This is a genomic window from Kribbella capetownensis (assembly GCF_004331485.1).
GTDB classification, from domain to species: domain Bacteria; phylum Actinomycetota; class Actinomycetes; order Propionibacteriales; family Kribbellaceae; genus Kribbella; species Kribbella capetownensis.
The window spans coordinates 371,218-382,805 of the sequence record NZ_SJKD01000002.1; the positions used below are offsets into that span (position 1 = coordinate 371,218).

At 68.2% G+C, this 11,588-nt stretch carries 14 protein-coding genes; 7 read left to right on the plus strand and 7 right to left on the minus strand.

Going from position 1 to position 11,588, the window contains the following annotated elements:
* Positions 1-94 precede the first annotated feature (94 nt).
* Both E0H75_RS12060 and E0H75_RS12065 read left to right on the plus strand, forming a co-directional pair.
* Positions 95-1,030: an ATP-binding cassette domain-containing protein gene (locus tag E0H75_RS12060; RefSeq protein WP_131513584.1), complete on the plus strand. Its 936-nt coding sequence runs from the start codon at positions 95-97 to the stop codon at positions 1,028-1,030.
* The gene (locus E0H75_RS12065) at positions 1,027-1,776 is read left to right on the plus strand and encodes an ABC transporter permease (RefSeq protein ID WP_131513585.1); all 750 of its coding nucleotides are present in this window, start codon (positions 1,027-1,029) and stop codon (positions 1,774-1,776) included. Before E0H75_RS12060 ends, E0H75_RS12065 begins: the two co-directional genes overlap by 4 nt.
* Positions 1,777-1,779: 3 nt before the next feature.
* On the opposite strand, the gene E0H75_RS12070 is transcribed toward E0H75_RS12065, so the two are convergent.
* The gene (locus E0H75_RS12070) at positions 1,780-5,112 is read right to left on the minus strand and encodes an ATP-binding protein (protein ID WP_238162975.1); all 3,333 of its coding nucleotides are present in this window, start codon (positions 5,110-5,112) and stop codon (positions 1,780-1,782) included.
* Between the two features lie 134 nt (positions 5,113-5,246).
* The gene (locus E0H75_RS12075; RefSeq protein ID WP_131513586.1) at positions 5,247-6,143 is read right to left on the minus strand and encodes a LysR family transcriptional regulator; all 897 of its coding nucleotides are present in this window, start codon (positions 6,141-6,143) and stop codon (positions 5,247-5,249) included.
* Between the two features lie 82 nt (positions 6,144-6,225).
* Between E0H75_RS12075 and E0H75_RS12080 the strand changes: the two genes are divergently transcribed.
* Positions 6,226-6,693: a cupin domain-containing protein gene (locus tag E0H75_RS12080; protein ID WP_202872964.1), complete on the plus strand. Its 468-nt coding sequence runs from the start codon at positions 6,226-6,228 to the stop codon at positions 6,691-6,693.
* A 19-nt stretch (positions 6,694-6,712) separates the two neighbouring features.
* On the opposite strand, the gene E0H75_RS12085 is transcribed toward E0H75_RS12080, so the two are convergent.
* Positions 6,713-7,159, minus strand: a complete 447-nt coding sequence (locus tag E0H75_RS12085; RefSeq protein WP_131513588.1) for an iron chaperone — start codon at positions 7,157-7,159, stop codon at positions 6,713-6,715.
* 168 nt (positions 7,160-7,327) lie between these two features.
* On the opposite strand from E0H75_RS12085, the gene E0H75_RS12090 reads away from it, so the two are divergent.
* On the plus strand, positions 7,328-8,341 hold the full coding sequence (locus tag E0H75_RS12090) for an NAD-dependent epimerase/dehydratase family protein (RefSeq protein ID WP_131513589.1): 1,014 nt from the start codon (positions 7,328-7,330) through the stop codon (positions 8,339-8,341).
* Positions 8,341-8,967: a TetR/AcrR family transcriptional regulator gene (locus tag E0H75_RS12095; RefSeq protein ID WP_202872965.1), complete on the plus strand. Its 627-nt coding sequence runs from the start codon at positions 8,341-8,343 to the stop codon at positions 8,965-8,967. The genes E0H75_RS12090 and E0H75_RS12095 overlap by 1 nt, the downstream gene beginning before the upstream one ends.
* A gap of 42 nt (positions 8,968-9,009) precedes the next feature.
* Here E0H75_RS12095 and E0H75_RS12100 read toward each other — a convergent pair whose 3' ends face one another.
* On the minus strand, positions 9,010-9,213 hold the full coding sequence (locus tag E0H75_RS12100) for an NAD-binding protein (protein WP_202872966.1): 204 nt from the start codon (positions 9,211-9,213) through the stop codon (positions 9,010-9,012).
* 118 nt (positions 9,214-9,331) lie between these two features.
* Between E0H75_RS12100 and E0H75_RS12105 the strand changes: the two genes are divergently transcribed.
* Positions 9,332-9,670, plus strand: a complete 339-nt coding sequence (locus tag E0H75_RS12105) for a GNAT family N-acetyltransferase (RefSeq protein ID WP_337589505.1) — start codon at positions 9,332-9,334, stop codon at positions 9,668-9,670.
* Here E0H75_RS12105 and E0H75_RS12110 read toward each other — a convergent pair.
* Positions 9,655-10,050, minus strand: coding sequence for a VOC family protein (locus E0H75_RS12110; RefSeq protein ID WP_131513591.1), 396 nt, complete (start codon positions 10,048-10,050; stop codon positions 9,655-9,657). The two genes, E0H75_RS12105 and E0H75_RS12110, sit on opposite strands and share 16 nt — an antisense overlap.
* 41 nt (positions 10,051-10,091) lie before the next feature.
* Here E0H75_RS12110 and E0H75_RS44610 point away from each other — a divergent pair, with 41 nt between their 5' ends.
* Entirely contained in the window at positions 10,092-10,616 is a 525-nt protein-coding gene (locus tag E0H75_RS44610) for an NUDIX domain-containing protein (RefSeq protein ID WP_131513592.1), read from the plus strand.
* Here E0H75_RS44610 and E0H75_RS12120 read toward each other — a convergent pair.
* Entirely contained in the window at positions 10,609-11,217 is a 609-nt protein-coding gene (locus E0H75_RS12120) for a mobile mystery protein B (protein ID WP_131513593.1), read from the minus strand. The two genes, E0H75_RS44610 and E0H75_RS12120, sit on opposite strands and share 8 nt — an antisense overlap.
* Positions 11,214-11,561 (minus strand): helix-turn-helix domain-containing protein, encoded by a 348-nt coding sequence (locus E0H75_RS12125; RefSeq protein WP_131513594.1) that lies wholly within the window; start codon positions 11,559-11,561, stop codon positions 11,214-11,216. The genes E0H75_RS12120 and E0H75_RS12125 overlap by 4 nt, the downstream gene beginning before the upstream one ends.
* Positions 11,562-11,588 lie beyond the last annotated feature (27 nt).

The following is an 11,588-nucleotide window of genomic DNA, read 5'->3' on the forward strand; positions in this document are numbered from 1 at the left end:
ACCTTTCAGCGGTTCAAGGGCCGGCGTGGAGCCTGCCGGGGCCGTGTCAGGGGCGTGTCAGTGGGGTGTCTGGGCGGGCGCTGATGGTTGGGACATGAACAGCTCAGCGATTGCAGTCTCAGGACTGCGTAAGACTTATGGCGACAAGGTCGTGCTCGATGGCATCGATCTGGAGGTTCGCGCGGGAACGGTGTTCTCGCTGCTCGGTCCGAACGGCGCGGGCAAGACGACCACAGTGAACGTGCTGACCACCTTGCTGAAGGCGGACGGCGGGACGGCGCGGGTTGCCGGCCACGACATCGACACCGAGGCCAAGGCGGTGCGGTCGGTCATCGGCGTCACCGGTCAGTTCGCGGCAGTGGACGAGCTGCTGACCGGGCAGGAGAACCTGCAGCTGATGGTCGATCTGCTCGGGGTGAACTCCGGCGAGCAGGTCATCGCGGGGCTGCTGGCGCGGTTCGATCTGGTCGAGTCGGCGCAGAAGCCGGTGTCGACGTACTCCGGGGGGATGCGCCGCAAGCTGGACCTGGCCATGACGCTGGTCGGCAAGCCGAAGATCATCTTCCTGGACGAGCCGACTACCGGTCTGGACCCGCGCAGCCGGCGCACCATGTGGACGATCATCCGCGGGCTGGTGGCCGACGGCGTGACCATCTTCCTGACCACTCAGTACCTCGACGAAGCCGACCAGCTCGCCGACCGGATCGCCGTTCTCGACCAGGGCAAATTGGTTGCCGAGGGCACCCCGGACGAGCTCAAGCGCCAGCTGCCCGGGACGCACGTCCGGCTCCGGTTCAGCACCGTGGAGGAACTCGACGCGGCCGCCCGGATCTTCACCGACTCGACCCGGGACGACGAAGCGATGGACCTGCGGGTTCCGAGCGACGGCGGGACGAAGTCGCTGCGCGCCGTGCTCGACCGGCTCGACGAGTACTCGATCAGCGCCGAAGAGTTCTCCGTCCACACACCCGACCTTGATGACGTTTTCCTCGCCCTGACGGGCCACAACACGGAGGTAGCCGCGAAATGAGCGCCCAGAACCACTCGATCGTCATGCTGCGCCGCAACTTCAAGCACATCACCCGGAACCCGACCTCGGTGTTCAACGCGGTGCTGATGCCGGTCGTGATCATGTTGATGTTCGTCTACATGCTCGGCGACGCCTTCAACGTCGGCGTCGACTACGTCGACTACGCGACACCGGGACTGATGCTGCTGGCCGTCTGCTACGGGCTGGGGGCGACCGCGACCGCGGTGAACTCCGACATGACCAAGGGCATCATCAACCGGTTCAAGGTCATGGACGTCTCCCGTGGCGCGGTGCTGACCGGTCACGTGATCGCGAGCCTGCTCACAAATCTGATCGCCATCGCCGCGATCATCGGCGTGGGCTTCCTGCTGGGCTTCAGCCCGTCGGCGAGCTTCGTCGACTGGCTCGGCGTGATCGGTCTCGTCGTACTGCTCGGATTCGCGGCCGGCTGGTTGACCGTTGCCCTCGGATTGTTTGCGAAGTCGCCGGAGACCGCGGGTCTGGCCGCAGTACCGCTGGTCATGCTGCCGTTCTTCAGCAGCGCGATCGTTCCGGCGGACAAGATGGGGGCCGGCCTCAAGCAGTTCGCGGAGTACCAGCCCTTCACCCCGATCATCGAAACCCTGCGTGGGCTGCTGAACGGCACACCGGCCGCCGGCGACGTGATCCCCGCCCTCGCGTGGTGCGTCGGAATCGCTCTGGTCGGATACCTGTGGGCACGCTCCACCTTCGCGAAGCGAGCCTGACCCTTACGAGGCGAGTGTGACCTCGACCAGCTCGGACCAGTTCGACTCCGTACCTTCCTGCGTCACCTCGGCGAACCGTGCGTCGCCGAGGTGACGTCGTACGTCGTGCTCGATCCTGACCGCAGCCGGGCTGGACAGATCCGGCAGTCCGCGTACACCGTCGCCGGCCGCGAGCAGCCGCGCCGCCTGCTCGTACTGCTCGCGCCGTAACGCCAGATCCGCGACTCCGACGATGGCGTGTGCGAGCGCGGGTGCGTGCCCGGCCTCGGACGCCGCCTGGAACGCGGCGGCCCGGTGTTCACGGGCGTGGTCGAGATCGTCGGCGAAATCGCCGAGCTGACTCTGTACGGTCGCGCGGACGTTCGCCTGATCCGCTTCGTCTCCCAGCACAGTCGTCGCAACCTCGAGTTGCCGGCGCGCCTCGTCGGCGTCTCCGCGCCAGCCGGCCAGTTCCGCCTTCGCGAGGGCCAGCACGGCCAGTGCGCCCGGCCACGGGATCCTGTCCGCGTAGCGCTGCGCATCTGCCATCGCAGCCTCACTGGACTCCTCGTCGCCGCGCAGCCAGTACAGCTGAGCCTGTCGCGCGCGCAGCCGAATGACATCGTCGACAGCACCGAATTCGGTGACGACCCCGACCGCCTGTTCGAGGTACTCGCACGCGACCGCGAACTCGCCGCGCGTGGCGAAGCGGTCCGCCAGCTCGGCCAGGGCGAACGAGATCCCGAACCGTTCGCCGACGGCCCGGAACTCGGTGAGCGCCAGCTCGAGATCCTTGTCCGCGTCCCACCCGGCATAGCCGAGCATGATCCGCATCTTGCCGAGCTGCAGCCGCGCCATCGCGCGTCCCCAGGGATCCTCGTGGCTGAGCAGCGACTCCCACGCAGGCAGGATCTGGTCCGGCGCCTGCAACATCTTCTCCAGCGGCGCGATCAGGCCGAGCACCGGATGAGGATCCCTACTCTGCTGGCTGTAGCGGTACGCCTTGTGGATCCACTCCGCGACCTGGTGCTCGTCGCCCGGCCCGGAGGTCAGGAACTGCACGACCATGGCATACACCATGGCCCGGACCTCGTCGGTCACCTCGCCGGGCGTCTCGGTGGCCGCCATGATCAGTTCGTTGCCCTCGGTCTTGTCCCCGGCGAGCCACCAGTACCAGCCGGCGGACGCGGCCAGCCGCATCGCCCCCTGCGCCTCGCCGGCCGCCACCGCGGCACGCATCGCGGCACTGATGTTGTCGTGCTCGGCCGCGAGCTTGGCAAGCCACTCCAGTTGCTCGGCGCGGCGAAGATGCGGCTCCGCGGTCTCGGCGAACTCGGTGAAGTACGCGAGATGCGCATGGCGCGCGAGCTCCGACTCACCCGCCTCGGCGAGCCGCTGAGCGGCGTACTCCTTGATCGTGCCGAGCATCCGGTACCGCGGCGCCTTGTCGGTGTCGGCGACCAGCAAGGACTTCTCGGTCAGTGCGGTCAGCAGCTCGAGCACATCACCCGCCTCGACGGCATCTCCGGTGCAGACTCGCTCGGCTGCCTCAAGGCTCGCACCGCCGTAGAACACCGAGAGCCTGCGCAAGACCGTCCGCTCGGCGTCGGACAGCAGTTCCCAGCTCCAGTCGATGACCGCGCGGAGCGTCCGTTGCCGCGGCAGCGCCGTACGGCTGCCGCCGGTCAGCAGGCGGAAGATGTCGTCGAGCCGGTCGGCGAGCTGATCGAGGGACATGGTGCGGAGCCTGGCCGCGGCCAGTTCGATCGCCAGCGGCATCCCGTCCAGCGCGCGGCAGACCCGCGCCATGGTCGACAGCGTGTGCGCATCCACCGCGAAGTCCGTGCGTACGGCGGCCGCCCGGTCGAGCAGCAACTGGACAGCCGGAGAAGCCTCGATCTCGCTCAGGTCCGCTTCGCTCCTGGGCAGGGCCAGCGGTACGACGTGCCACAGCGCCTCACCGGTGATGCCGAGCGGTTCCCTGCTCGTCGCGAGGATCCGCAGCCGCCGGCACTCCCCGAGCACCCGGTGGGCGAACGTCGCGGCCGACTCGATCACGTGCTCGCAGTTGTCCAGGACCAGCAGGGCGTCCCGCTCGCGCAACGCGGTGATGACCCGGTCCGTCGGCTCCGAGTCCGATGCGTCGGTCAGCAGCCCGTCGCGCAGGCTCAGCGCGGCGAGCGTCGCCTGCGCCACATCGCCGTCCGCGCCGATAGGCGCCAGCTCTACCAGCCACACGCCGTCGGCTACGTCACCGACCAGGGTGCGCGCGGTTTCGGCGGCGAGCCTGGTCTTTCCCGCGCCGCCCGGCCCGACCAGAGTGGTGAGCCGATGACCGGCGACGAGCTCGCGAACCGTGGCGACGTCGGCGTCCTTGCCGATGAAGCTCGTCAGCTCGGCGCGCAGATTGGTGCTGCGGGTTTCCTCCCGTCGTCCCAACTCGCCTCGCAGCAGCGCGACGTGTACGGCGGACAGCTCGGGGGAGGGGTCGACGCCCAGCTCATCAGCCAGAGCTTCTCTCGTACTCTCGTACAGCAGGAGCGCGTCGGCGTTGCGACCGGCGGCGGCGAGGGCACGCATCAGCGCCCCGACGAGCCGCTCCCGGACTGGGTGCGCGGCAACCAAGTCGGTCAGTTCCGTGACCATCTCCGCGCCGTTCCCGAGGCTGATCTCCGCGTCGAAGCGATCCTCGAGGGCGGTCAGGCGCAGCCCTTCGAGCCGCGTGACTGCTGCGTCGAACGCCGTACTGTCCTGCAAACCGACGTCCTGCAAGGCCGCGCCGCGCCACAGTGCGAGGGCCTCGCGCAGTAGTCCTATCTGAGTCGGCTGGTCGTTGCGGGCCCGGCTGAGGAGGCGTTCGAACCGGATCGCGTCGACGGCGTCGGGCTCCACCATCAGCCGGTAGCCGTCGGTCTGGCCCTCGACCGATGCGTCCGGCAAAGCCTTCCGGAGCCGGGAGACCAAGCGCTGCAAGGCATTCGCGGCCTCGGCCGGCGGCTGCTCACCCCAGATCCAGTCGACAAGCGTCGCCTTCGGAACCACCTGTCCCGGGCTGAGCGCCAGCGCGATCAACAGCCCCCGCAACCGGGCACCCGGCACGTCGGCGACGACCCCGTCGTCCGACCGAACCTCGAATGAACCCAGTATCCCGATCTGCACCCGCCCGATCTTGCCATGCACCGCCGGCAGCCGTGCCGAGCCGGGCCCCGCGTCCTGCCGGACCGTGGAGAGCTGGTCCTTGCGGAGGATGGTTTCTTCGATGGTGGTGTTTCTGGCGGGGGCGAGCGCTCGGGTCGCGATGCCTTGTCCCCGGGCTGCCCGGTCGATCCAGTAGGTGACCTCGGTTTCGCCGTCCATGACGAAGGCAGCGTCTCTCCTCAGGTCAAGCGGGGCACGATCATGATCAAGCCCATGATGAGGGCGACCACCGACAACATCCGGCCGACGACGGCGAGGGCCTTGCCGCGGCGGCACCACGCAGCGGAACTGCTTCAACGTGGAGACGGTATCCCGCGACAGGTCTCTCTGGCCGTCTCCAGGAAGGCGGGCAGGGCGGTGTTCGCGTTGTCGGCGGCCCAGGCGAGTTGGAGCGTGAGCTCATGCCCGACGACAGGCAAGAACCGGACGCCCTCCAACGACACCGCCCGGTAGGACGCGGCCACGATGGTCACCCCGAGTCCGCCCGCGACGAGCCCCAACGCGGAGATGCCGCTCGCCTCCTGCACGATGGCCGGGCTGAAGCCGGCACCGCGGCAGGAGGCGATGAACTCGTCGTACGCCAGCACCGAGCGGTGACGCGGGAAGAACACGAACGGCTCGTCGGCGAGATCGCCCAACTCGATCCGGTCGTGCTGCGCGAGCCGGTGATCGGCGGGCAGCCCAGCCAGGACCGGCTCGGTCAGCAACGTCTCCAGTTCAACGCCGGGCGGCGCCGCAGCCGCACGCAGGAACCCGGCATCGATCCGCCCAGCCGTCAGCGCCGCCAACTGCTCGTCGTCGAAGCTCTCGCTGATCCGGACCTCGATCGCAGGGTGGGCGTCGCGGTACGAGCGAATGATCGCAGGCAACAACGCCAGCGTCACCGCCGGAAGCGCCGAGATGGCCAGCTCACCCCAGTCGCCCTCGGCGGCGAGTCGGGCCAGCCGGACTGCGCGGTCGGACTCAGTCAGCGCCCGTCGTGCCTGCCCGAGCACCGCCTGTCCGGCCGGGCTGAGTACGACCCGCCGGCTGGTCCGGTCGAAGAGTCTGACGCCCAGAATCCGTTCGAGGTCGCGGATCTGCCGCGACAGCGCGGGCTGGGTGATGTGCAAGCGCTCGGCGGCGCGGCCGTAGTGCAGTTCGTCCGCCACCGCGGCGAACGACCGCCACAATCGCGCGTCCACATCCATGCGCTGACGTTATCAATCAAGAACAGATCGGTCTTGGACAACATCGATGCGACGCGGTTGGCTGGTCACCGTGACTCGAGGTGTGATTTCGACCCAAGACACCCAGACGGCCCTCTGGTTCCTGGGCGTCCTGTCCCAGGTGCGCGTCAGCGGCGAACAGACCGGCGGAGCCTTCTCCATCACCGAGAACCTCGCCCGCCGCGGAAACGCCAGCCCGGTCCATTCCCATGACCACGAGGACGAGACGATCTTCGTCCTCGACGGTGAACTGCGCGTCGTCACCGGCGAAGCGGAACACTCCGCGGGACCCGGTACGGTCGCCGTCCTGCCGAAGAGGATCAGCCACGCGTACGTCGTCACGTCCGCAACCGCACGGTTCATCACCCTGCACATGCCGGGTGGGTTCGAGCAGTTCGCAGCCGAGGTCGGCCGGCCCGCTCAGACGCTCACGCTGCCGCCGGAACCCGCCGTACCGCCGGACTTGGCGGAGTTGACTCGGATCGCGGCCCGGCACGGCATCACGATCCTGGCCCCACCACCTCGGCCCTAGTGCCCTCCGCCGATGGGCACTAGCTCGCAGCCTTCTTCACCAGGGCGCGGAGCTGCTTCTCCCCGGCGGCGGTCAACTTCGTCAGCGCGAAGGCCGTCGGCCACAGCTCGCCGTCGTCGAGATTCGCCGAGTCGTTGAAGCCGAAGGTGCTGTACCGCGACTTGAACTTGCCCGCGGGCTGGAAGAAGCAGACAACCTTGCCGCCCTTGGCCCACCCCGGCATCCCGTACCAGAGCTTCGGCGTGAGCCCGGGCGCGTCCTCCTTGATGATGGCGCCGATCCGCTCGGCCATCGCACGCTCATCCGCGGGCATCTCCGCGATCTTCTCCAGCTGAGCCGCCTCCTGGTCCGCCCCGAGCGCAGCCGCCTTCATCTCCCGGGCGTGCTCTTTCATCGCCCCCCGCTCCTCGTCGGTGAACCCCTCGTACGACTTGCCCTGCGAGGCCGCGGCCTTCTTCGCGTTCATTGCTTGTCCTGTCTACGAGATCCACTGAGAACAATCCCCATGCTAGGAACGCCCTCGCCACCCGAGCTTCTTCAAACCTGATCGATTCTAAGCGGAGAGACCACCTCCGGTTCTGTGGTACGGTGAAAGCGGAGACAGGATCTCCGTTCAGCGATGGGGAGGGTGGAGATGACCGAGACGGTGCTCGTGACCGGTGGGACCGGGTACGTCGGGGGATGGGCGATCGTCGCGCTGCTCGGGCGCGGGTACGACGTGCGTACGACGGTTCGTGCCGCGAGCAAGGAGCAGTCGGTCCGGGAGGCGATGGGCGAGCGAGTCGGGTTCGCGATCGCGGATCTGATGAAGGATGACGGGTGGGATGCGGCGATGGCGGGCGTCGACTACGTGCTGCATGTCGCGTCGCCGCTCGGGGATCAGAGCGCGAAGGATCCGGATGCGCTGATCGTGCCGGCGCGTGATGGTGCGTTGCGGGTGCTGCGGGCCGCGACGCGTGCCGGGGTGAAACGGGTGGTGATGACCTCAGCTGCGAACGCCGCGAGCCCGGAGTCCTACACCGCGGAGGGCGTCACGGACGAAACGCTGTGGACTGTCGATTCGTCGTCGCTGCCGGCGTACCGGCGTTCGAAAACCCTTGCGGAGAAGGCGGTCTGGGACTTCATGGCGGGGTACGACGGGCCGACCGAGCTGACGACCGTGCTCCCGGGTGCGGTGTTCGGACCGATCCTGACGGCGCACAACGTCGGTACGACGCAGATCATCCAGCGGATGCTGATGGGGAAGATGCCAGGTACGCCGAAGATAGGTCTCGAGGTCGTGGACGTTCGCGACCTGGTGGAGCTGCACCTCCGCGCGATGGTTGCGCCGGAGGCGGCGGGGCAGCGGTTCCTCGGCACCGGTGAGTTCGTCTGGATGCGGGAGATCGCGGCGGCGCTCAAGGATGCGCTCGGCCCGCAGGCAGCGAAGGTGCCGACCCGTCAGCTCCCGAACTTCATGGTGCGGCTTGCCGCGATCACCGACCCGTCGCTGCGGGCGATCACGATCTCGCTCGGACGCCGCAATCGGCACACCACGGCCAAGGCTGAACGTGTGCTCGGTTGGAAGGCGCGCCCCGCAGCCCAGACGGTCGTCGAATGCGCCGAGAGCCTGATCGCGCACGGCGTCGTACCCGAAGTGGCCTCCTGATGACCAGGCGAGACTCTGTGCGGAATCGTGAGCGGCTTGTCGACGCTGCGCGAGAGGTGTTCGCTGAGCACGGGTTCGGCGCCACGCTCGACGACATCGCCCGGCATGCGGGCCTCGGCACCGGGACGGCGTACCGGAACTTCCCGAACAAGCGTGCGATCGCCGCCGAGGTACTGCGGGAAGCCACGGAACAGATCGCGGTCGACGCACGGGAGGCGCTCGAGGTCGAGGATCCCTGGGATGCGCTCGTGCAGTTCTTCGAGCGCACGGGCGCCCGGCAGGCCGCTGATCGAGGACTGTACGAGACCCTCACCGGGCAAGGCGATGACGAGGTCCAGGCCCGCATCTGGCCCGAGATCGTTGCCGCAGTCACCGAACTCTTCAACCGTGCGTACCGTGCCGGTGCGATCCGCCCCGACGCCGCGGTCCAGGACATCGCCGCGATCTTCGCCCTGCTCGGACCCGCCTTCGAGATGAGCCGCGCCATCGACCCCAACCTGTGGCGCCGCTACCTGGCCCTCCTCCTCGACGCCCTCCGCCCCGCGAACCAGCCCGACCTCCCCGTCGGGCCGCCACCCGTCGAATCCCTCGACCTCATCCTCCGCGTCGGTAAACGCAACCTCTAGGTCAAGGCGGTCAGCGCTGGATGGCGTCGGGCCTCGAGCCGATCATTGCCGCCCAGCGGCAGACCCGAACCGTCGACCGACGCCACCCGCACACCTTCGACGCGCCAGTTGATGCATCCGGACCCGCTCGACGAAGGTGTCCCGGGCGTTGACGAGCGTGACTGGCGCACCGGTACGACGAGCAGCCAGCTTGGCCGCGATCATGCCGGAGTACCCGGCTCCCAGTACGACGATGTGCGGTGTCATGTGCGCACTCCTTTCGACATGACTCCTGACAAATCGAAGCGGCCCGAACGTGACGTGACGACGGTCACGTCGGTGCCCTGTCACGAACGCGGACCGCTGCCTGGGCACCGAGCCGGGGCTGGGGTTGCTGCCGATCGAGCGGCGCGACACCGGCGAGTTCGTCGGGTACTGCGGGCTGACGGTGGGGCAGGGGTCGTTCGACGAGCCTGAGATCGCCTACGAGTTGGCGCGGCGGGCGCACGGTCACGGCTACGCCACCGAGGCGGCCCGAGCGGTAGTCGAGGCGGCCGAAGCCACCGGGCGGCGGCGCTTGTGGGCCGCCGTGCGGGAGTGGAACGCGCCGTCGTTCCGGGTGCTCGAGAAGCTCGGTTTCCACCGCAGCGAACGGGTCACCCACGACCCGGAGCGCGGCGACCTGATCTGGATGACGCGCGAGCTGGGTCAGCCGTCGGCGTAGAGACAGAACGGATGGCCGGCCGGGTCGAGGAGGACACGAACGTTCTTCTGTGGCTGGAAGTCGGCCAAGGTCGCGCCCAACTCGACGGCGTGGGCGACGGCCTGCTCGAGATCGCCGACCTCGATGTCGAGGTGCATCATCATGTGCTGTTTGCCGTCCTCGGCCGGCCAGGTCGGGCGGACCCACTCGGCCGAAGTCTGGGACTGGAAAGCCAGGTAGGTCTCGGAGTTCCCCGGCACGGCCAGGGTGAACTCGTTCGGCTCGTTCTTGTGAATCTCCCAGCCGAGCACCTCGTGGTAGAACAACCCGAGCGCCTGCGGATCCGGCGCATCGATCACGGTGCCGAACCAATGACCCTTCGACGAACGTCCCCGGAGCATGCGTCCTCCTCGTACTGAAGCGTGTACAGGACACTAGACCAGTGAACCGACAGGACGACCTGGCCGCCGAAGGTGAACCGGAGAAGGAATTCAACCCCGGGATCGCGGCACGGCTGCCGCGCAAGACGGTGGCCGGCGGCGCGCTGATCCGCGACGAGGCGGGCCGCATCCTCTTCCTCGAACCGACGTACAAACCGACCCTCGACATCCCCGGCGGCATCGCCGAGTACGACGAATCGCCGTACGACGCCTGCTGCCGCGAGGTTAAGGAGGAGATCGGCCTGGATCTGGAGATCGGCCGCCTTCTGGTCGTCGACTGGGTCCCGGTCCTCGGTGTCTGGACCGACGCCCTCGCTTTCGTCTTCGACGGCGGCACCCTCGACGACAGCCACCTGTCCGCCCTCACCCCGGACCCCACCGAGGTCCGCACCCACCACTTCCTCACCCTCCCCGAAGCCACCCCCAACCTCCGCCCCTCCATGACCCGCCGCCTGACCCTCGCCCTCCAAGCCCTCACCCACCCCACCCCTGTCTACGCCAACTTCGGCCGCACAACCTTCAGCTGACGGCGTTTGCGAGCAGAGCTGCGTAGTCTCCACCGTCCGCAGCACGGAGAGCATCGAGATAGTGGCGGCGGGCCTTGCTCGCCGGCAGGCCGCTGCGTGCGCCCCAGGTGAGATGGTCCGGACCGAGGCCCAGGGATTCCGCGAGTGCGCTCGCGACGAGTCGGGCATGCCGGCCGTTGCCGTTCACGAACGGATGGATGAACACGAGCCGATGGTGAAACCGCACGCAGGTCTCCGAAGAACCGAAGGTTCCCTGCTCGATCCAGAATCCGGCATCGCCGAGGAGGACCTGCAACTCCTCCTGAATGCGCGCCGGTGGAAGGCCGATGGTGGTGTCGCGCTGACGAAGCCTTCCGGCCCACGTCCACACCTCACCGAACATCCGGCGGTGAGCTTCACAAAGGAAGGTGTGGTTGAGCAGCAGATCCGTGGGCTCGAGGTTCTGATCGCCAAGCCAGAACAGCCCGTCGGCGATGTTCGACGCCTCGGCTTCGTTCAGCTCGTCCCGGGTTCGGATCCACGCAAACTCCTCGGTCAGGTGCTGCGCATCGTCGGCGTCGACCGGTGTCTGGCCGTCCTCGGAGCCGCCGAGCTCCGTCACGCGGCGGAGCGACCGATCCGGTGCGCGACGATCTTGCGCAGTACCCGCTGGAAGCCCTCATCCGTCAGCGGCTGAGCCTCCAAGGCCATCGTCCAAGCAACCTTTTGCGCCTTTGCGATGTCCGACTGGGTCGGCTGCTCGTCCTGCGCGAGAAGGCTGAAATCGAGGATCCGCAGAACGCTGATGACCTTGTCCGCCTCCAGCCGTGGGGCTCCGTTCTCCAGGCGGCTGAGCCATTCGCGCGAGACCCCGGCCTGGGCCGCGAGGGCAGCCTGCGACAACTGCCGCCGCCGTCGCTCGGCCCGGACGGCCGCACCGAGGTCGTCCATCTGCCCGATCGCCATCTCAGCGCCCTTCTCGTGTGATGGTAC

What these genes read in the sequence shown, in the direction of transcription:
- E0H75_RS12060 (WP_131513584.1), top strand. Translation starts at nt 95, where the DNA reads ATGAACAGCTCAGCGATTGCAGTCTCAGGACTGCGTAAGACTTATGGC.
- E0H75_RS12065 (WP_131513585.1), top strand. Translation starts at nt 1,027, where the DNA reads ATGAGCGCCCAGAACCACTCGATCGTCATGCTGCGCCGCAACTTCAAG.
- E0H75_RS12070 (WP_238162975.1), bottom strand. Translation starts at nt 5,112, where the DNA reads ATGGACGGCGAAACCGAGGTCACCTACTGGATCGACCGGGCAGCCCGG.
- E0H75_RS12075 (WP_131513586.1), bottom strand. Translation starts at nt 6,143, where the DNA reads ATGGATGTGGACGCGCGATTGTGGCGGTCGTTCGCCGCGGTGGCGGAC.
- E0H75_RS12085 (WP_131513588.1), bottom strand. Translation starts at nt 7,159, where the DNA reads ATGAACGCGAAGAAGGCCGCGGCCTCGCAGGGCAAGTCGTACGAGGGG.
- E0H75_RS12090 (WP_131513589.1), top strand. Translation starts at nt 7,328, where the DNA reads ATGACCGAGACGGTGCTCGTGACCGGTGGGACCGGGTACGTCGGGGGA.
- E0H75_RS12095 (WP_202872965.1), top strand. Translation starts at nt 8,341, where the DNA reads ATGACCAGGCGAGACTCTGTGCGGAATCGTGAGCGGCTTGTCGACGCT.
- E0H75_RS12100 (WP_202872966.1), bottom strand. Translation starts at nt 9,213, where the DNA reads ATGACACCGCACATCGTCGTACTGGGAGCCGGGTACTCCGGCATGATC.
- E0H75_RS12110 (WP_131513591.1), bottom strand. Translation starts at nt 10,050, where the DNA reads ATGCTCCGGGGACGTTCGTCGAAGGGTCATTGGTTCGGCACCGTGATC.
- E0H75_RS12125 (WP_131513594.1), bottom strand. Translation starts at nt 11,561, where the DNA reads ATGGCGATCGGGCAGATGGACGACCTCGGTGCGGCCGTCCGGGCCGAG.